Below are 17,573 nucleotides of genomic sequence, written 5' to 3' on the forward strand. Positions count from 1 at the left end.
GCGATGGATCCGGTTCCGCCCGTCCGGTGGACGTCCGACGACATGGATACAAGGCGCCCGCCCCGAGGTGGCGCCCCTGGAGGTATGATGAGTGCAGCGGAACTGGAAGTGGCGAACCTCCCCGACGCCATGGTCTCCGTCCGCGAAACCTTCGGTTTCGAAAGCGATCTGAAGGTTCCCGCCTTCACGGCCAGCGACCCGCATGTGCCCGAGATCGATCCGGACTACCTGTTCGACAAGCCCACGACCCTTGCGATCCTGGCGGGCTTCGCCAAGAACCGCCGCGTCATGGTGTCGGGCTATCATGGCACCGGCAAGTCCACGCATATCGAGCAGGTCGCCGCGCGCCTCAACTGGCCCTGCGTGCGCGTCAATCTCGACAGCCATGTCTCGCGCATCGATCTCGTCGGCAAGGACGCGATCACGGTCAAGGACGGCATGCAGGTCACGGAGTTCCGCGACGGCATCCTGCCGTGGGCCTACCAGAACAACGTCGCGCTCGTGTTCGACGAGTACGATGCCGGCCGTCCCGACGTGATGTTCGTGATCCAGCGCGTGCTCGAATCGTCGGGCCGCCTGACGCTGCTCGATCAGGCGCGCGTCATCCGCCCGCACCCCGCCTTCCGACTCTTCGCCACCGCCAACACGGTGGGCCTCGGCGATACGACGGGCCTTTATCACGGCACCCAGCAGATCAATCAGGCGCAGATGGATCGCTGGTCCATCGTCACCGTCCTGAACTACCTGCCGCACGACAACGAGGTCGGCATCGTCGTCGCCAAGGCCCGCCACTTCGCCACGAAGGACGGCCGCGCCAAGGTCTCGAAGATGGTGCGCGTCGCCGACCTGACGCGCGCCGCCTTCGTCAATGGCGACCTCTCGACGGTGATGAGCCCGCGCACGGTCATCACCTGGGCCGAAAACGCCGAGATCTTCGGCAACATCGGCTTCGCCTTCCGCCTGACTTTCCTCAACAAGTGCGACGACCTCGAGCGTCCGTTGGTCGCCGAGTTCTACCAGCGCGCCTTCGGCGAGGAACTGCCGGAGTCGGCGGCGAACATGGTTCTGGACTAGAAGGCACCAAAGCCATGTCGCGCATCGGCGATAATTCCGCAAAGGGCGCTCGCGCCAAGACGCAGGATCGCGAGCCGTTCCGGCGCGCCGTGGCCGGTTGCATGCGCGCCATCGCCGGCGACGGCGAGCTGGAGATCGTCTACGGCAACGAGCGGCCGGGGCTGACGGGCGAGCGCGCCCGCCTGCCCGAACTGCCCAAGCGCGCGATGGCGGGCGACGTCGCCATCACCCGCGGCCTCGGCGACGCGATGGCACTGCGCAAGGCCCGCCACGACGCCCGCATTCATGCGACGCTCTCGCCCGAAGGGCGCGGCGCACGTGCCGTGTTCGACGCGGTGGAGCAGGCGCGCTGCGAATCGATCGGCGCCAACGCCATGCCCGGCGTCGCCGCCAATCTGGGCGCGATGCTCGAGGACAAGTACCTCCGCTCCAATCTCGCCGACGTCACCGACCGCGCCGAGGCGCCGATCGAGGACGCCGTGGCGCTGATGGTGCGCGAGAAGCTGACGGGGCGCCCGATCCCGGCGAGCGGACAGGCCGTGGTCGACGTCTGGCGCGACTGGATCGAGGAGAAGGCCGGCGGGAAGTTCGAGCGGCTCGGCGAGACCGTCGAGGACCAGCGCTCGTTCGCCAAGGCGATCCGCGACATGCTCGTCTCGATGGAGATGGCGGAGGAATTCGCCGACGACACCGAGAACCAGGATGACGAGAGCGAGGAAGAGGCCGGCGACAACCAGAGCCGCGACTCCGAGGACGGCGGCGCCGAGAAGGACGCGGGCGAGGACGAGGCCGAGCCGCAGGAATCCGAGGGCGAATCCGAGAGCGAGGACGCCGCCGAGGCCGAGACGTCCGAAGTCACCGCCGAGGATCCCGTCTACGACGAGGAGCCCGATTCGGAAACCCCCGGCGAATCGCGCCGTCCCAACCAGGCGATGCCGCGCGATCTCGGCGACACCGACTACCGCGTCTTCGCCGAGACCTTCGACGAGACGATCCCCGCCGAGGAACTCTGCGACGAAGCCGAGCTGGAGCGTCTGCGCTCCTTCCTCGACAAGCAGCTCGTCTCGCTGCAGGGCGCGGTCGGGCGCCTCGCCAACCGCCTGCAGCGCCGCCTCATGGCGCAGCAGAACCGCTCTTGGGACTTCGATCTCGAAGAGGGCTATCTCGACACGGCGCGACTGACACGGCTCGTCACCGACCCCATGCAGCCGCTCTCCTTCAAGATGGAGCGCGACACCGACTTCCGCGACACGATCGTCACGCTGCTCATCGACAATTCCGGCTCGATGCGCGGGCGCCCGATCACGGTCGCCGCAACCTGCGCCGACATTCTCGCCCGCACGCTGGAGCGCTGCGGCGTCAAGGTCGAGGTGCTCGGCTTCACGACGCGCGCCTGGAAGGGCGGGCAGTCGCGCGAGGCGTGGCTGAAGGCCGGCAAGCCGCAAAAGCCCGGCCGCCTCAACGACATCCGCCACATCATCTACAAGTCGGCCGACGCGCCCTGGCGCCGGGCGCGGCGCAATCTCGGCCTGATGATGCGCGAGGGCCTCCTGAAGGAGAACATCGACGGCGAGGCGCTGATCTGGGCGCACAATCGGCTGCTGGCGCGCTCCGAGCAGCGGCGCATCCTGATGATGATCTCGGACGGCGCGCCGGTCGATGATTCGACGCTGTCGGTGAACCCCGGCAACTATCTGGAGCGGCATCTGCGCGCCGTGATCGAGGAGATCGAGACCCGCTCGCCGGTGGAGCTCCTCGCCATCGGCATCGGGCACGACGTGACTCGCTACTACCGCCGCGCCGTGACGATCACCGACGCCGAGGAGCTGGCGGGCGCGATGACCGAACAGCTCGCCGCACTCTTCGAGGACGAGGGCGCGGTGCCCGTACGCCGGCGAAGGGCGGGCGGCGCCCGCTGATGCGGCTTCTCGGTCGCACGCGCCGCAGGCTTCTGGCGGTGGGGCTGCTCGCCTGCGTCGCGACGCTCGGCAACGGCATGCCGCTCGTCGCGGCGACCGACCGCCTCACCGTCGAGTCGCGCGAAATTCCCCGGTTCGAGATCGGCTCGGATCGCCGACGCTTCGGCGATCTCGAGTTTCGCGGCGGTTTCTCCTATCGCAGTTCGAACCGCGACCTCGCCAGCATCTCCTCGATCCGCATGCGCGACGGCGGGCGCCGCTTTCTGGCCGTGGCCGATACCGGACTGTGGTTCGCGGGCGAGATCCGGCGCGATGCGGCGGGCCGCCCGATCGGCATCGAAGAGGCGCGGCTGGCGCCGATCCTCGACCCGCTGGGGCGAACCTACGAGCGCAAGAGCGATGTGGATGCCGAAGGGCTCGCCCTTGGCGGCGACCACGCGCTCGTGTCGTTCGAAGGCAAGCACCGCATCGCCTCCTACGCGCTCGACGGGCCGGATGCCCTCCCCTTCGGCTCGCGGCCAGAGCCCGTGCCGATGCCTCTGAGCCGGCGCGAGCTGCGCTCCAACGGCGGCATCGAGACGATCGCCGTGGCGCCGGGTCGTGGAGCGCTCGCAGGCGAGACGGTGATCGTCGCGGAGCGATCGATCGACGCTAAGGGCAACTTCTACGGCGCCGTCCTCGGTCGCGGGACCAGGGGCCTGTTCTCGGTCCGTCGGGAGGCCCCCTGGGCGATCACCGATGGCGCCTTCACGGCCGACGGCGCGCATCTGATGCTGCTGGAGCGGCGCTACGAAGGGTTCGGGCGAATCGGCATGCGCATCCGCAAGATCGCTGCCGCCGACATTCGCCAGGGGGCGGTGGTGGACGGCCCCGTGCTGATCAACGCCGATCTCGGCGACGAGATCGACAATATGGAAGGGCTCGATCTCTGGCAGGATGCCGCCGGCGACACGATCCTGTCGATCGTTTCCGACGACAACGGATCCTTCTTCCAGCGCAATCTCTATCTGGAGTTCCGCCTGGTCCCAGGCAACGAGGGCGCTCCCGCGCCCTCGAACTGAAGCCTCCAGCAGCCACCGCTGCTGGCGACCCAATTCAAAGCGCGATGCGCGGCGCGTCGCGGAAGGGTAGCACCGCGTTGACGATCAGCCGGTAGGGCACCAGCCCGAACACCGCGATCAGCAGCTTCACCGTGAAATCGCCGAGCGCCCACGAGATCCAGCGGGGCGCTTCCGTGGCGAGGACACCGAAGAGCGGGGCGGCCTGCAGCGCGAACTCGTCGTTGGCGCCCAGGATGACGAAGGCCGGCGCGAAGGCGACCGAGAAGAAGACGGTGGTGTCGAGCACCGATCCGGCGACCGAGGAGGCAGCGGGCGCCTTCCACCACGAGCGCTGGCGCAGGCGGTTGAACACGGCGATGTCGAGGAGCTGGGCGGCCAGGAAAGCGCAGCCTGAGGCCATGGCGATCCGCGCCAGCCGGTCGCCCGCGGTGGCGAATTCCAGCAGCCCAAAATGGAAGAGCAGCGGCGGCACGATGATCGATGAGGCGATCGCCAGCGCGAAGCCGAGATAGACGACGCGGCGCGCGATCCGTGGACCGAACAGGCGGTTGTTCAGGTCGGTGACGAGGAAGGCGAAGGGATAGGTGAAGGCGCCCCAGGTCAACACGTCGCCGAGTGCGAGGCTGCCGAGATGGCCCTGCACCGGAAACTGGACGAGGACGTTGGAGGCGAGGACGATGAGCGTCATCGCGGCGACGGGCAGCACGAGCAGGCCGGGTCGGGTCATGGCGGGTCGATCCATTTTTTTAAGCTGGGGTATGGCACCAGCGAGAGTTAGATGGGACCGCAGTTACTTCGCTGCGGTGTTTCGGGCTTGCACCTCGACCACCAAGCGGTCGCGCTCGGGACTGGCAGACCCGCGGAGGATCTTGCGCTCCTCTGCGGAGACGCGTGTGGCGAGGTAGCCGCGGTCACGCATGCACTGCGCCGTCAGCTGATACTTCTCGATCGATTTGGAAATGCCTTTGGCAACACCGGCTGCCGCGGCACCCGACACGGTGCCGGAAGGGTTGAGCAAAGGTCGCTGGTAGGCCCCGCTCTCGACGTTGTCGCGGCATGAGGCGTAGTCCGGCTCCCAGCTATCGCCCGGCCTGTCGGCACGAATGAACTCGCTGGGAAGTGACGCGCACCCTGACAAAAAAAGAAACGCTGCCCCAAGAGCAGCGTTTCTCTGAACCGATCCGATCGAAACCGACAAGAGCATACCTGGAAATCAGGCGGCTTCGGCGGTCGCTGCGGTCTTCTTGGCGATCTGGCGCTTCAGCAGCTTGGCGCGCTGCGACAGATCGGTCTCGGGAGCCTTGGTCAGGAAGGCGTCGAGGCCGCCGCGGTGCTCGACCGACCGCAGCGCATGGGCGCTGACACGCAGGCGGAAACGCTGGCCGAGCGAGTCGGAGATCAGCGTGACCTGGCACAGGTTGGGCAGGAACCGGCGACGCGTCTTGTTGTTCGCGTGGCTGACATTGTTACCGGACTGGACGGCCTTGCCGGTCAGTTCGCAAGCGCGTGACATGGGATCACCTTTCAAACGTTCGATACGGCCTTCCGGGGCGCGCCGCCACCGAAACGGCAGCGCGATCATCGACCCCATGGCATGATCGGAAAATCGATCGTCCCTATAGTCGCCACCGGCCATTGCGTCAACCCGGCCCCGCCGTCTGGAAGCGACGGGATCGGCCGCTACGTGGGGTTAGCGGGCTTCGCGAAAGACGCGACGGCCCGACTCATATCCCCGTGAGCAACGCATCCATGCCATGATTCCGCTGTCGTCTCCACCCCGAATGCCCCCTCGCGCCAGACTCAGGAACCGTCCATGCTTCGCCGCCTCGCCGCCAGCGCGCTCGTCCTCGCCGGTCTCACGTCGAGCGCCGGGGCCGCACCCGAAGTGCTGACGACGACTTACGCGATCTCTCTGATCGGCCTGCCCGTGGGGCGTGCGAGCTTCGCCACGACGCTCGATGGGCCGCGCTACAAGGTGGAGGGAACGCTGTCCTCGGCAGGGCTGGCCGAACTCGTCTCGTCGACGAAGGGCACGAGCTCGGTCTCCGGGCGCATCGCGGGCGATCGCCTCTTCGCCGAGCGCTACCGCCTCGCTTATACGAGCGACGCCAAGTCGTGGTCCTCGGACGTGCGCTTTCGCGGGGGCCGCGCCGTGTCGGCCAGCGTCGCGCCGCCGCCGCGCAATCCGCCCCATGCCGACTTCCTGCCGGTGCTGCCCGCGCAGCTCGCCTCGGTGGTGGATCCGCTGAGCGGCCTGATGCTGAAGCCCGCCAAGGCCGATCCCGCCTCGCTCTGCGCGCGCAAGGTGCCCTTCTACGACGGCTGGTCGCGGCTCGATCTCGCGCTCTCGCCCAATGGCCTGCGCGATTTTTCGGCTGACGGATTCGAGGGCAAGGCGATCGTCTGCAACGTCCGCGTCCAGGCCGTCAGCGGCTACCGGACCTCATCGAACGGCATCAAGTATCTGAGCAACCGGGTGCTGCAGATCTGGTTCGCGCCGGTGCGCGGCAGCGGGATCTATGCGCCTGTCTACGTGCGCATTCCCACCGAGGTCGGGCCGCTGTCGCTGACGGCCACGACCTTCGCCAAGCCCTGACAGCTCAAAGGTCCAAGGCACCCTCGATGAGGATCCGCGTTTCGCCGCCGACGAGGACCCGGCCGTCGTCGGCGGGCCGGATGTGGACGCGGCCGAGGCGCCCGAGCGCGGTGCCCTGCGACACGCTGTAGGGCGCGTCGAGGCGACCGGTCGCCTGCCGCCAGCAGGCGATCGCGGCGTTGAGGGAACCGGTGATCGGGTCCTCCTTCACGCCATGCCAGATGTCGATCATCCGCACCTCGAAATCCGCTTCGGCGCCGGCCTCGTGCGGCCCAATCAGGCCGATGCAGCGCTCGGTCGGGAAATGCGCGCCGGCGGCGTCGGCCCGCAAGACGGCGCTCGCGCTGCGCAGTTCCAGCACCTCCCATTCCGGGCCGTTGACGAGATAGGCCGAACCCACGACGTCGGCGGGATCGAGCCGCATCACGACGGTGAGTTCGCGCACACGCTCCTCGCCGAGCGGCTCGATGTGGGTCTTGGGCGCGACGAACGCCGGAACCGGGCCGTCGCCGTGAATCTCGATGATCCCCACCGCGCATTCCTGCCGCACGAAGCCGGCCTCGGCGGGGGTGCCGCCGGCATGCAGCCAGGCGGCGCAGCTTCCGAGCGTCGGGTGGCCGGCAAAGGGCAGTTCGCGGGTCGTGGTGAAGATGCGCACACGGTAGTCGGCAGCGCTTGCGTCGGTCGGCGGCAGAAGGAAGGTCGTCTCGGCAAGGTTGGTCCAGGCCGCGAAGCGCTGCATCGCCTCGTCCGACAGGCCCTCCCCGTCGAGAACCACGGCGAGGCCGTTGCCGCGCGTCGCCACGGACGTGAACACGTCGCACTGAATGAACCGTCGTTTCATGCGAATCACTTCCTCGCTGAGAGCCGGAAACTAACGGTGCCAACATGACATGCCGACGTCGGTGTGCGGTCGGCAAAGTCAGCTCCCGCGATTTGACCCGGCCGGCGGCCTCGGCTAGGCGCGGATCTCCGAACTTGGGCGAGCGGGACGACATGGCGACGGCATTGGGATTCTCGGCGGTTCTCATGTGGTCGCTGCTGGCGCTTCTCACCGCGCGCTCGGGCGTCATCCCGCCGTTCCAGATGAACGCGATGACCTTCGCGCTCGGCACGCTCGTCGGCGTCGTGGCACTCGGCGTGCGCGGCGTCAGCTGGCGCGTGTTCCGCCAGCCGGCGTCCGTCTGGGCCCTCGGCATCGTCGGCCTGTTCGGCTATCACGCGCTCTACTTCGCGGCGCTGCGCAACGCCCCGGCGGCCGAGGCCAGCCTCATCGCCTATCTCTGGCCGCTGCTCATCGTGCTGGGCTCGGCGATGCTGCCGGGCGAGCGCCTGCGCTGGTATCATCTGGTCGGCGCGCTGCTCGGCCTCTCCGGCGCGGGCCTCATCATCGCCTCGCGGGGCGCGATGGCGTTCTCGCCCCAGCATGTCACCGGATACGGCCTCGCCGCGCTCTGCGCCGTCTTCTGGTCGAGCTATTCGCTGCTGTCGCGCCGCGCGAGCGCGGTGCCGAGCGACATCGTCACCGGCTTCTGCGCCGCGACCGCCCTCCTCTCGCTCCTAGCGCATCTCGCCTTCGAGACCACCGTCTGGCCCGCCGACGGCTCGCAATGGCTGGCGGTGGTGGCGCTCGGCCTGCTGCCGGTCGGCGCGGCCTTCTATGTCTGGGACATCGGCATGAAGCGCGGCGACATCCAGCTTCTGGGCGCGGCCAGCTACGCCGCGCCGCTGCTGTCGACGTTGATTCTCATCGTGGCTGGCGAGGCGGCGCTCTCGGGGCCGATCGTGGCGGCGGCGCTGCTCATCACCGCCGGCGCCGTCCTCGCGGCGCTGCCGCTGTTCCGCAAGCTCGCGACCCGGCGCGCCTGAGACGTCAGCCCTTCGCGCCGCGCGGCAGCGGGCGCCAGTCACTGGCCGCCATCTCGAAGCTCTCGAACCGGAAGCCCGGCGCCACCGTGCAGCCGACGAGCGTCCATTCGCCCATGCTGGTCGCGGTCTGCCACCAGTTCGCGGGCACCGTGAACTGCGGCTCCTCGCCCGAGAGGACGTTCGGCCCGATGCGGTGCGCGCTCGCGTCGTGGCCGTTCGGCGAGACGGTGAGCACGAGGGGGGCGCCGGCATACCAGTGCCAGGTCTCGGCGGCGTCGGTGACGCGGTGCCATTCGGAGGTCTCGCCGAGATCGAGCAGGTAGTAGATCGCGGTGGAGCGCGACCGGCCCGCCTCGTCTCGCGCCTCGTCCTCGAAGGTCTGTCGATACCAGCCGCCCTCGGGATGGGGCGACAGCTTCAGGCGGGCGATGATCTCGCGGGCGTTCAATAGCCGTTCCTCTTCTCGCGCAGCGCCGCGAAGACCGCAACCGGATCGGCGCTCGCCATGCCGAAGGCGCTGGCGAGGTCGGGGTCGTCGGCCCTCAGGAACGGGTTGGTGCGCTTCTCGCGACCGAGTTCCACCGGCAGCGTCGACCGGTGCTCGACGCGCAGCCGCTCCACCTCCTTCACCCGCTCCTGCAGGAGGAGATTGCCGGGATCGACGTCGAGCGCGAAGCGGGCGTTCGTCGCGGTGTACTCGTGGCCGCAATAGAGCATCGTGTCGTCGGGCAGCGCCCGCAACCGCTGGAGGCTCGTCCACATCGTGGCGGCATCGCCCTCGAACAGACGTCCGCAGCCGAGCGAGAACAACGCGTCGGCAGCAAACAGCGCCTTGGCGCCGGGCAGAAAATAGGACACCTCGCCCGCCGTGTGGCCGGGCGTGTCGATCACCTCCACCGCGATGCCGCCGATGCGGAAGGCGTCGCCGCCGGCCACCACGCGGTCGATGCCGGGGATCTTCTCCTTCTCGCCGGCCGGACCGATGATCTCGACGTCGAACCGCGCCTGCAGCACCAGATTGGCGGCGACGTGGTCGTTGTGGTGGTGGGTGGTCAGTATATGGGACAGCTGCCATTCGGCTGCCGTCAGCGCCTCGAGGATCGGCCCCTCTTCCGGCGCGTCGATCGAGATCGTGCGACCCGATTCGGGATCGTGGATGAGAACGCCGAGATTGTCGGTGCGGCAGGTGAACTGGCGGATCTCGATCGCGGGCATGGGCGGGTCCTTCGCTTGACGGATCGGACATAGGGCGCCCGGCTGCGCGCGCCCATCTTGCCCGTGTGAGGCCGGGCGACGCGGGTAAGGGTTCCGCCGCCCGGGCGAAGCGACTAGGCTCCGCCGGGATCGAGACCGCCGAATCCTTCGAGCACGGGAACGAACCCCCACGTGAACGCCGACATCGTCGATCTCCGCGATTTCTATGCCTCGCGCCTCGGCGAAGCGGCCGTGCGCTCGCTTGCCTATTCGCTGGCGCCGGTGTGGAAGCCGATCGACCGCGAGCGCCTCGTGGGTCTTGGCTACGTCACGCCCTATCTCGACCGGCTGACCGGAGATGCCGACAACACGCTGGCCTTCATGCCGGCGGCGCAGGGCGCGGTGAACTGGCCGTTCGGGCGCCCCTCGCTCGCCGCCCTCGTCCATCCCCAGGACCTGCCGCTCGGCGATGCCTCGGTCGATCGGATCCTCATGGTCCACGCACTGGAATTCGCCGACAACCCGACGGAGATGCTGAACGAGGCCTGGCGGGTGCTGGCGCCCGGCGGGCGGCTCGTGCTGGTGCTGCCGAACCGGCGCGGGCTGTGGTCGCGCTTCGAGCACACACCGTTCGGATCGGGCCGTCCCTGGTCGCGCGGACAGGCGACGCGCCTCCTGCGCGAGACGATGTTCACACCGTCCGGCTTTTCGGACGCGCTGCATTTTCCGCCGTTCCGCCGCCCCGCCTTCCTCAAGCTCGCCGGCGCCTTCGAGCGGGTAGGCCGGCGCAACTGGCCGATCTTCTCCGGCGTCATCATCGTGGAGGCGACGAAGCTCGTCTATCGCGGCATTCCCGTCGCGACGCGCGCCGATGCGCGCCGCCGCGTCCGCCGCCCCGTCCTCGTGCCGCAAGGCGCGGGTGCACCGGCGCTGAATCTCGAAACGGACTAAGCCTCCGCTTATGGACGCGCACGGCGTCCTGCTTATATGAGGAGGCGGCAACCCCGGCTGCGGAGCCTCACAAGGCGCGCTCCCGGCGCCCTCGCCGCGGCCCCTCGCGAAAAGGACATCCGATGCAACAGCGCAAGCTCGGACCCGACCTCACCGTCTCGGCCATCGGCCTCGGCTGCATGGGCATGTCGGAATTCTACGGCGACGGCGACGACGCCGAATCCATGAACGTCATCCACCGCGCCATCGACCTCGGCGTCACCTTCTTCGATACCGCCGACATGTACGGCGTCGGCCGCAACGAGGAGCTCGTCGGCAAGGCGCTGAAGGCCAAGCGCGACGGCGTCGTCATCGCCACCAAGTTCGGCAACGTGCGCGGCCCCAACGGCGAGCGCCTCGGCATCAACGGCCGGCCGGACTATGTGAAGAAGGCCTGCGAGGACAGCCTGAAGCGGCTCGGCGTCGAGATCATCGACCTCTACTACCAGCACCGCGTCGATCCCAACGTGCCGATCGAGGACACGGTGGGCGCCATGAGCCGCCTCGTCGAGGCCGGCAAGGTCCGCTATCTCGGCCTTTCGGAGGCTGCGCCCGCTACCATCCGCAAGGCGCACGCCACCCATCCGATCGCCGCCCTGCAGACCGAATACTCGCTCTGGAGCCGCGACCCGGAAGAGGAGATCCTGCCGACGCTGCGCGAGCTGGGTATCGGCTTCGTGCCCTATTCGCCTCTCGGCCGCGGCTTCCTCACCGGCCGGTTCAAGACGCCGGACGACCTGCCCGACGGTGATTTCCGCAAGGGGTCGCCGCGCTTCTCGGGCGAGAACTTCGCCAAGAACCTGAAGCTCGTCGAGATCGTCGAGGCGCTGGCCAAGCGCAAGGGCGCCACGGCCTCGCAGCTGGCGCTGGCCTGGGTGCTGGCGCAGGGCTCCGACGTCGTGCCGATCCCCGGCACCAAGCGCGTGCGCTATCTCGAGGAGAATGCCGACGGCGTCGATGTCGAGCTGTCGGCCGACGATCTCGGCGAGCTGGACGAGGCGTTCGGCACCGATGCCGTCGCCGGCACGCGCTATCCGGAAGCCGGCATGAAGGCGCTCAACCTCTAGAACGTCAGAGGCGGCGGTCATCGGGCCGCCGCCCGTCACGCCAGCGGAATGCTTCGGCCGCCCTTGTCCTGCTGGTAAGCGTCCGAAAGTTCGCCGTAGCGCCGGACGATCGCTTCGACGCGCGCGAAGAGCGCGGCGCGCTCGGGTTCGGTGACGCCCGCGATCGTCTGCTTCAGGTCGCGGCTCGTCCAGTAGGCGTTGGTGCGATTGTAGAGCGGGCGATCGGCCGCGACCTCGCCGCTTGCGCGATCGGGCACCGCATAGACCGCTTTCAGGATCTGGATGTCGTAGGGGATCGCGAAGGCGTCGCGGCTGTCCTCGTGGCTGAACAGGTAGTGGAAATTGTCGAAGCCGGCCCAGGTGATGCCGGACAGACAGAGCGAACAGGGCTCGTGCGTCGCCAGGAAAAGGCAGTCCTTCGGCGTGGGCCGCTCCGCCTCGGGCAGCTCGTAGAAGCGTTTGATGGCGTGGATCTCGCCGTGCCAGAGCGGGTTCGCGGTCTCGTTGTTGGTTTCGGCGATCACCACCGACAGGTCGGATTTGCGCAGGATCGCGGCGCCGAAGATCTTGTTGCCGCGCGCCACGCCTGCCGCAGTCTTCGGCACGATCTCGCTCTCGATGACCTCGAGCAGGCGGCCGGCGAAACGGGCGTCATCCACGAGCGAACTCCTTTTGTCGGTGATGGATCAAGGCCGGCGCAGCACGAACACCGCCTGCTGGCCAAAGAGGTTCCAGAACCACCAGGGCATGTTCATGTTGAGCTTCTGGCCGGACGCATTGAGCGCCACCGACGCCTCCACCACGGCGCCGACCTCGTGCGTCAGGTCGACGAAGTCGCGGATCGTGCAAAAATGGATGTTCGGCGTGTCGTACCAGGCATAGGCGAGGTTCTTCGTCACCGGCATCCGGCCCTTGAGCATCAGCGACGAGCGCACCGACCAATGGCCGAAATTCGGGAACGAGACGATGGCGTGGCGGCCGATGCGCAGGAGCTCGGAGAGCACCAGCTTCGGATTGCCGGTCGCCTGGATGGTCTGCGACAGCACCGCATAGTCGAAGGCGCCGTCGGGATAGTGGACGAGGTCGAGATCGGCATCCCCCTGCACCACCGACAGGCCGCGCCGCACGCACTCGTTGACGCCGGGCTGCGACAGTTCCATGCCGCGCGCATCGACGCCGCGTCGCGACTGCAGCAGTTCCATCAGCGAGCCGTCGCCGCAACCGACATCCAGCACCCGGCTTTCGCGCGCCACGAGATCGGCGATGAGTTCGAGATCGACGCGCCGTCCCGCATCGCCCGATGCGATGAGACTGGTGGGCACCGGGGCCTCGACGACGCTCAAAGCCTCAGCCCCCGCGCCTTGGCCGCCGAAGAGACGAATCCCGCGACCGCGCCGATGAACTCCGGTTCGTCGAGCAGGAACGCGTCGTGGCCCTTGTCGGTGGCGATCTCCACGAACGAGACCGACGCGGCATTGGCGTTCAACGCATGCACCACGGCGCGGCTCTCCTCGGTCGGAAACAGCCAGTCGGACGAGAAGGAGACGAGGCAGAACCGCGTCTTCGTCTGGCGGAATGCTTCGGCCAGCCGCCCGCCATGCTCCCCGGCGATGTCGAAATAGTCCATCGCCCGCGTCAGGTAGAGATAGGCGTTGGCGTCGAACCGGTCGACGAAGCTCATGCCCTGGTGGCGCAGGTAGCTTTCGATCTGGAAATCGGCGTCGAAGCCGAAGCCCAGCTTGTCGCGATCCTGCAGGTTGCGCCCGAACTTGCGCTGGAGCGCGGCCTCAGAGAGATAGGTCACGTGCGCGGCCATGCGAGCCACCGCCAGCCCCTTGTGGGGCCGGGTGCCCGCCTGGATGTAATGGCCGCCGCGCCAGTCGGGATCGGCCATGACGGCCTGTCGCCCGACCTCGTGGAAGGCGATGTTCTGCGAGGAGTGGCGCGCGCCGGTGGCGATCGGCAGCGCCGCGAAGACGCGCTCGGGATAGGCCACCGTCCATTGCAGGCACTGCATGCCGCCCATCGAGCCGCCGATCACGGCGAAGAGCGTGTCGATGCCGAGGCGGTCGATCAGCATCGCCTGCGCCCGCACCATGTCGGGGATCGTCAGCACCGGCAGGTCGAGCGCGTAGGGCAGCCCGGTCTCCAGGTCGATCGAGGCCGGCCCCGTCGAGCCCATGCAGGAGCCGATGACATTCGAGCAGACGACGAAGAAGCGGTTCGTGTCGATCGGCTTGCCCGGCCCGATCAGCGTCGACCACCAGCCGGCCTTGCCCGTCACCGGGTTGCGGCTGGCGGCATACTGGTCGCCGGTCAGCGCGTGGCAGACGTAGATCGCGTTGGATTTCGCGGCGTTCAGTTCGCCATAGGTCTCGTAGGCGATGTGGAAGGGCGAGAGCGTGCGGCCCGCGTCGAGCCGCAGCGGCTCGTCCGCGCCGAAATAGGCGACCTTCGACGAGGGCTGGCGCGCCTCGCGGGCGCCGAGGGTCTCTTCGGTGACGGGATCGGCGATGATGGACATGGCTCTTCTGCTATCGCCTGCCGCCACGAAGATCAACGCGCGCGGGGCCCGCGCTCGACATCGGCGCGTGCGGGCGCTATGCGGCATCCATCCCAGAGATGTTCAGGATTTGGTCGTCATGTCTGAAACACGCGCGCGTCCCGTTCCCAAGCCCGGCATCCTCGACATCCACGCCTACGTTCCCGGCAAGGACTCGGCGCCCGAAGGGGTGAAGCTCCACAAGCTTTCGGCCAACGAGACGCCTTTCGGCGCCTCGCCGCGCGCCCGCGAGGCCATCGCGGCGGTCGCCGACCGGCTGGAGATCTACCCCGACGGGCAGGCGACGGCCCTCAAGGCGGCGATCGCCGAGGTCCACGGCCTCAACACGCGCAACATCCTCTGCGGCAACGGCTCGGACGAGCTGCTCGGCCTGATCGCGCAGGCCTTCCTGGCACCGGGCGACGAGGCCATTCACTCCGAGCACGGCTTCCTCGTCTACGCCAACTACATCCGCGCCGCCGGGGCGACGCCCGTCGTGGCGCCCGAGCGGGACGAGCGCACCGACGTCGATGCCGTGCTGGCAGCCGTTACAGGGCGAACCAAGGTCGTGTTCATCGCCAACCCGAACAACCCGACCGGCACCTATCTGCCCTTCGACGAGGTGCGTCGCCTGCAGCAGGGCCTTCCGCCGCACGTCCTCCTCGTCCTCGATGCCGCCTATGCCGAATATGTGCGGCGCAACGACTATTCGGCGGGGCTGGAACTGGCCTCGGAGGTCGAGAACGTGGTGATGACCCGCACCTTCTCGAAGGTGCACGGCCTGGCATCGCTGCGGGTCGGCTGGATGTACGGTCCGGAAGCGGTGATCGACGCGCTCGACCGGTTCCGCGGGCCGTTCAACATCAACGCCATGGCGATCGTCGCCGGTGCGGCCGCCATTCGCGACCGGGCCCATGTCGCACGCTCCGTCGAGCACAACCTGACCTGGGTCGAGCGGCTGACGCGCGAACTCGGCTCGCTCGGCCTGCGCGTCACGCCCTCCGTCGGCAACTTCCTGCTCGTCCACTTCCCCGACGAGACGGGGCGCACCGCCGCCGATGCGGACGCTTACCTCACGCAGCGCGGCTTCATCCTGCGCCGCGTCACCGCCTACGGCTTCCCCAACGCGCTGCGCATGACCGTCGGCTCGGCCGAGGCCAACGAGGGCGTGCTATCGGCGCTCCGGGAGTTTCTGGCGCGATGAGCGATCCGCATTTCGGCAAGGTCGCGCTGATCGGCATCGGCCTCATCGGCTCCTCGATCGCGATCAACATCCGCGACCGCGGGCTGGCGCGCGAGGTCGCGATCGCCACACGGCGTCCCGAGACGCTGAAGCGCGCGGAAGAGCTGCGGCTCGGCACGTCCTACCATCTCGACACCGCCGATGCCGTCGATGGCGCCGATCTGGTGATCCTCTGCCTGCCCGTCGGCTCCTGCGGCGCGGCGGCCTCGGCCATGGCGGCGAGCCTCAAGCCCGGCGCCATCGTCTCCGATGTCGGGTCGGTGAAGGCCTCGGTGGTGGAACAAGTGCGGCCACATCTGCCGGCGCACGTCCATTTCGTGCCGGGCCACCCGATCGCCGGCACCGAACAGTCCGGCCCCGACGCCGGCTTCCTCGAACTCTTCGAGAACCGCTGGACGATCCTCACCCCCCTGCCCGAGACCGACGAGGCGGCGACCGCGAAGCTGCGCGCCTTCTGGGAGGACACCGGCGCGATGGTGGAGATCATGTCGCCCGAGCACCACGACCTCGTGCTCGCCATCGTCAGCCACGTGCCGCATCTCATCGCCTACAACATCGTCGGCACCGCCGCCGATCTGGAGACGGTGACGCAGTCCGAGGTGATCAAGTTCTCGGCTTCGGGCTTTCGCGACTTCACCCGCATCGCGGCCTCCGACCCCACGATGTGGCGCGACATCTTCTTGAACAACCGCGACGCGGTTCTGGAGATGCTGGCGCGCTTCTCGGAGGATCTCGCCTCGCTGCAGCGGGCGATCCGCTGGGGCGACGGCGATGCGCTGTTCGACCTCTTCTCGCGCACCCGCACCATCCGCCGCTCCATCGTGCAGGCGGGACAGGATACGGAAGAGGCCAATTTCGGCCGCCTGCCGCACCGCAAGGACACCTGGAACGAGACGCCGCCGGCGGCGGAATAGTCCCCCTGCCGGCGAGCCAGCGGTCCGCCGGTCTTTCCCTCCGATCAGATGCGCGGCAGGCGCCCGAGCGGGATGAAGCCAAGACGGGCCTCGCCGTCTCGCACCTGAAAATCGATCACGGTGCGCCCGTTCTCCTGGCGCCCGGTGAAGCCGATCGCCCCCGCCACCGTCTGGGCAAGGCCCCCGGTGCCCGGCACGAGGACGCCGATCAGGCCGGCGATGGCCTGTGGGTTTTCGACCGACAGGCGGAAGTCGCCGGAGATCTCACCGCCCTCCGCCACCCGGAACGGGCCTGAGAGCTCCGCGAGCCCGCCGCCCGGTAGCGACAGCCGCAGCGCCCTCACCGTGCCGGCCTCGCCGCGCAGCGCCGGACCGAACTGACCGCCCGGAAGCCCCGAACGCAGCCAGTCGGCCGCACCGTCCACGGTCATGTCCACCGCGACGTCGAAGGGCGGCAGCGGGGGAATGCCGGGGAGCGTCGCCGTGACGCCCGCGTCGGTCAGTACGAGGTCAAGCCCGGCGCCGTTCTGCCGGGCGTGGAACTCGAGCCGGTCGGAACGGGCGAAGGGCGCGCCGTCGCCGCCGCGCAGGATCACCTGCGGCTGGTCGATCGCCACCGAGACGCGCTCCAGCCCTTGGGTCCAGAGGCTGGTGGAGGCCTGCGCCAGGGTCCAGCGCAGCTCGATCGGCGGGAGGTCGGGCGCATCCACCGCGACCGGAGAGGCCAGTTCGGCGACGATGCGCGAGGGCTGGTAGATCTGCGATGCCGTGTGCAGCGCGCCGCCGGTGACCTTGATGCCGTTGGCCGGCGCCTCGACGGCGAGCGCGTCGCACGAGACCCCGAGCCGGAACGGATAGCCGAAGACCTCGCGATTGCCGCACTCGATCGTGGTGCCGCCGCCGGCCGCCGCGTCGAGGAGGGACGCGACGCGGCGGTCGAGTTCGTGCGCGAGATAGAACCAGCCGGCCGTCAGCACCACCGCCAGCACGACGACGAGGCCGAAGACCGCCGCGAAGACACGCGAGGCTGCGCTTTTGCGCCGCGGCGTCCCGCTCCTTGAGCTTGCCATCATCCCGTCCTTCCTGCAGAGCCGATCCAGCGCG

General features: G+C 68.6%; 19 protein-coding genes. 9 read left to right on the forward strand and 10 right to left on the reverse strand.

Annotation, left to right across the window (positions count from 1 at the left end):
* Positions 1-84 precede the first annotated feature (84 nt).
* The 3 genes from cobS to AUL33_RS04145 are packed head-to-tail and all read left to right on the forward strand — an operon-like array spanning position 85 to position 4,054.
* Complete coding sequence (gene cobS, locus AUL33_RS04135) at positions 85-1,074, forward strand: cobaltochelatase subunit CobS (RefSeq protein ID WP_192843133.1); 990 nt, start codon at positions 85-87, stop codon at positions 1,072-1,074.
* Positions 1,075-1,088: 14 nt separating this feature from the next.
* Positions 1,089-2,993 (forward strand): cobaltochelatase subunit CobT, encoded by a 1,905-nt coding sequence (cobT, locus tag AUL33_RS04140; RefSeq protein WP_062204093.1) that lies wholly within the window; start codon positions 1,089-1,091, stop codon positions 2,991-2,993.
* A complete protein-coding gene (locus AUL33_RS04145) occupies positions 2,993-4,054 on the forward strand; it encodes an esterase-like activity of phytase family protein (RefSeq protein ID WP_062204096.1) in 1,062 nt (353 codons plus the stop codon). The genes cobT and AUL33_RS04145 overlap by 1 nt, the downstream gene beginning before the upstream one ends.
* 34 nt (positions 4,055-4,088) lie before the next feature.
* On the opposite strand, the gene AUL33_RS04150 is transcribed toward AUL33_RS04145, so the two are convergent.
* The 3 genes from AUL33_RS04150 to rpmB all read right to left on the reverse strand — a co-directional run bounded on the left by AUL33_RS04150 (position 4,089) and on the right by rpmB (position 5,567).
* Complete coding sequence (locus AUL33_RS04150) at positions 4,089-4,781, reverse strand: queuosine precursor transporter (protein WP_062204099.1); 693 nt, start codon at positions 4,779-4,781, stop codon at positions 4,089-4,091.
* Between the two features lie 63 nt (positions 4,782-4,844).
* On the reverse strand, positions 4,845-5,252 hold the full coding sequence (locus AUL33_RS04155; protein ID WP_156419273.1) for a hypothetical protein: 408 nt from the start codon (positions 5,250-5,252) through the stop codon (positions 4,845-4,847).
* Positions 5,253-5,267: 15 nt separating this feature from the next.
* Positions 5,268-5,567 carry a 50S ribosomal protein L28 gene (rpmB, locus tag AUL33_RS04160; RefSeq protein WP_062204105.1) on the reverse strand — a complete coding sequence of 100 codons (300 nt, stop codon included), beginning with the start codon at positions 5,565-5,567 and terminating at the stop codon, positions 5,268-5,270.
* Between the two features lie 300 nt (positions 5,568-5,867).
* Here rpmB and AUL33_RS04165 point away from each other — a divergent pair, with 300 nt between their 5' ends.
* Positions 5,868-6,650, forward strand: a complete 783-nt coding sequence (locus AUL33_RS04165; RefSeq protein WP_062204108.1) for a DUF3108 domain-containing protein — start codon at positions 5,868-5,870, stop codon at positions 6,648-6,650.
* A 4-nt stretch (positions 6,651-6,654) separates the two neighbouring features.
* Here the strand turns inward: AUL33_RS04165 and AUL33_RS04170 are convergent, their stop codons facing one another.
* On the reverse strand, positions 6,655-7,494 hold the full coding sequence (locus tag AUL33_RS04170) for a PhzF family phenazine biosynthesis protein (protein ID WP_062204110.1): 840 nt from the start codon (positions 7,492-7,494) through the stop codon (positions 6,655-6,657).
* Between the two features lie 152 nt (positions 7,495-7,646).
* On the opposite strand from AUL33_RS04170, the gene AUL33_RS04175 reads away from it, so the two are divergent.
* A complete protein-coding gene (locus AUL33_RS04175; protein WP_062204112.1) occupies positions 7,647-8,519 on the forward strand; it encodes a DMT family transporter in 873 nt (290 codons plus the stop codon).
* A gap of 4 nt (positions 8,520-8,523) precedes the next feature.
* Here the strand turns inward: AUL33_RS04175 and AUL33_RS04180 are convergent, their stop codons facing one another.
* Together AUL33_RS04180 and gloB are read right to left on the reverse strand one after the other, a co-directional pair.
* Positions 8,524-8,967 carry a cupin domain-containing protein gene (locus AUL33_RS04180; protein ID WP_062204115.1) on the reverse strand — a complete coding sequence of 148 codons (444 nt, stop codon included), beginning with the start codon at positions 8,965-8,967 and terminating at the stop codon, positions 8,524-8,526.
* Positions 8,964-9,734: a hydroxyacylglutathione hydrolase gene (gene gloB, locus AUL33_RS04185; RefSeq protein ID WP_062204119.1), complete on the reverse strand. Its 771-nt coding sequence runs from the start codon at positions 9,732-9,734 to the stop codon at positions 8,964-8,966. The genes AUL33_RS04180 and gloB overlap by 4 nt, the downstream gene beginning before the upstream one ends.
* A gap of 171 nt (positions 9,735-9,905) precedes the next feature.
* Between gloB and AUL33_RS04190 the strand changes: the two genes are divergently transcribed.
* Entirely contained in the window at positions 9,906-10,664 is a 759-nt protein-coding gene (locus AUL33_RS04190; RefSeq protein ID WP_062204121.1) for a methyltransferase domain-containing protein, read from the forward strand.
* Positions 10,665-10,786: 122 nt separating this feature from the next.
* Positions 10,787-11,770: an aldo/keto reductase gene (locus AUL33_RS04195; RefSeq protein ID WP_062204124.1), complete on the forward strand. Its 984-nt coding sequence runs from the start codon at positions 10,787-10,789 to the stop codon at positions 11,768-11,770.
* Between the two features lie 35 nt (positions 11,771-11,805).
* Here the strand turns inward: AUL33_RS04195 and AUL33_RS04200 are convergent, their stop codons facing one another.
* From AUL33_RS04200 to AUL33_RS04210, 3 genes are read right to left on the reverse strand one after another with little or no spacing between them, the layout of a single operon-like run.
* Positions 11,806-12,429: a nucleoside deaminase gene (locus AUL33_RS04200; protein WP_062204127.1), complete on the reverse strand. Its 624-nt coding sequence runs from the start codon at positions 12,427-12,429 to the stop codon at positions 11,806-11,808.
* 27 nt (positions 12,430-12,456) lie between these two features.
* Positions 12,457-13,092, reverse strand: a complete 636-nt coding sequence (metW, locus tag AUL33_RS04205) for a methionine biosynthesis protein MetW (RefSeq protein ID WP_192843134.1) — start codon at positions 13,090-13,092, stop codon at positions 12,457-12,459.
* A gap of 17 nt (positions 13,093-13,109) precedes the next feature.
* On the reverse strand, positions 13,110-14,294 hold the full coding sequence (locus AUL33_RS04210) for a homoserine O-acetyltransferase (protein ID WP_062204130.1): 1,185 nt from the start codon (positions 14,292-14,294) through the stop codon (positions 13,110-13,112).
* A gap of 118 nt (positions 14,295-14,412) precedes the next feature.
* Here AUL33_RS04210 and hisC point away from each other — a divergent pair, with 118 nt between their 5' ends.
* Together hisC and AUL33_RS04220 are read left to right on the forward strand one after the other, a co-directional pair.
* Entirely contained in the window at positions 14,413-15,516 is a 1,104-nt protein-coding gene (gene hisC, locus AUL33_RS04215; RefSeq protein WP_062204134.1) for a histidinol-phosphate transaminase, read from the forward strand.
* Positions 15,513-16,469 carry a prephenate/arogenate dehydrogenase family protein gene (locus tag AUL33_RS04220; protein WP_062204136.1) on the forward strand — a complete coding sequence of 319 codons (957 nt, stop codon included), beginning with the start codon at positions 15,513-15,515 and terminating at the stop codon, positions 16,467-16,469. Before hisC ends, AUL33_RS04220 begins: the two co-directional genes overlap by 4 nt.
* A gap of 44 nt (positions 16,470-16,513) precedes the next feature.
* On the opposite strand, the gene AUL33_RS04225 is transcribed toward AUL33_RS04220, so the two are convergent.
* The gene (locus AUL33_RS04225; protein ID WP_192843135.1) at positions 16,514-17,539 is read right to left on the reverse strand and encodes a DUF2125 domain-containing protein; all 1,026 of its coding nucleotides are present in this window, start codon (positions 17,537-17,539) and stop codon (positions 16,514-16,516) included.
* Positions 17,540-17,573 lie beyond the last annotated feature (34 nt).

Source organism: Aureimonas sp. AU12, assembly GCF_001463705.1.
In the GTDB taxonomy this organism is placed as follows: domain Bacteria; phylum Pseudomonadota; class Alphaproteobacteria; order Rhizobiales; family Rhizobiaceae; genus Aureimonas.

What these genes read in the sequence shown, in the direction of transcription:
- cobS (WP_192843133.1), top strand. Translation starts at nt 85, where the DNA reads ATGATGAGTGCAGCGGAACTGGAAGTGGCGAACCTCCCCGACGCCATG.
- cobT (WP_062204093.1), top strand. Translation starts at nt 1,089, where the DNA reads ATGTCGCGCATCGGCGATAATTCCGCAAAGGGCGCTCGCGCCAAGACG.
- AUL33_RS04145 (WP_062204096.1), top strand. Translation starts at nt 2,993, where the DNA reads ATGCGGCTTCTCGGTCGCACGCGCCGCAGGCTTCTGGCGGTGGGGCTG.
- AUL33_RS04150 (WP_062204099.1), bottom strand. Translation starts at nt 4,781, where the DNA reads ATGACCCGACCCGGCCTGCTCGTGCTGCCCGTCGCCGCGATGACGCTC.
- rpmB (WP_062204105.1), bottom strand. Translation starts at nt 5,567, where the DNA reads ATGTCACGCGCTTGCGAACTGACCGGCAAGGCCGTCCAGTCCGGTAAC.
- AUL33_RS04165 (WP_062204108.1), top strand. Translation starts at nt 5,868, where the DNA reads ATGCTTCGCCGCCTCGCCGCCAGCGCGCTCGTCCTCGCCGGTCTCACG.
- AUL33_RS04170 (WP_062204110.1), bottom strand. Translation starts at nt 7,494, where the DNA reads ATGAAACGACGGTTCATTCAGTGCGACGTGTTCACGTCCGTGGCGACG.
- AUL33_RS04175 (WP_062204112.1), top strand. Translation starts at nt 7,647, where the DNA reads ATGGCGACGGCATTGGGATTCTCGGCGGTTCTCATGTGGTCGCTGCTG.
- gloB (WP_062204119.1), bottom strand. Translation starts at nt 9,734, where the DNA reads ATGCCCGCGATCGAGATCCGCCAGTTCACCTGCCGCACCGACAATCTC.
- AUL33_RS04195 (WP_062204124.1), top strand. Translation starts at nt 10,787, where the DNA reads ATGCAACAGCGCAAGCTCGGACCCGACCTCACCGTCTCGGCCATCGGC.
- AUL33_RS04210 (WP_062204130.1), bottom strand. Translation starts at nt 14,294, where the DNA reads ATGTCCATCATCGCCGATCCCGTCACCGAAGAGACCCTCGGCGCCCGC.
- hisC (WP_062204134.1), top strand. Translation starts at nt 14,413, where the DNA reads ATGTCTGAAACACGCGCGCGTCCCGTTCCCAAGCCCGGCATCCTCGAC.
- AUL33_RS04220 (WP_062204136.1), top strand. Translation starts at nt 15,513, where the DNA reads ATGAGCGATCCGCATTTCGGCAAGGTCGCGCTGATCGGCATCGGCCTC.
- AUL33_RS04225 (WP_192843135.1), bottom strand. Translation starts at nt 17,539, where the DNA reads ATGGCAAGCTCAAGGAGCGGGACGCCGCGGCGCAAAAGCGCAGCCTCG.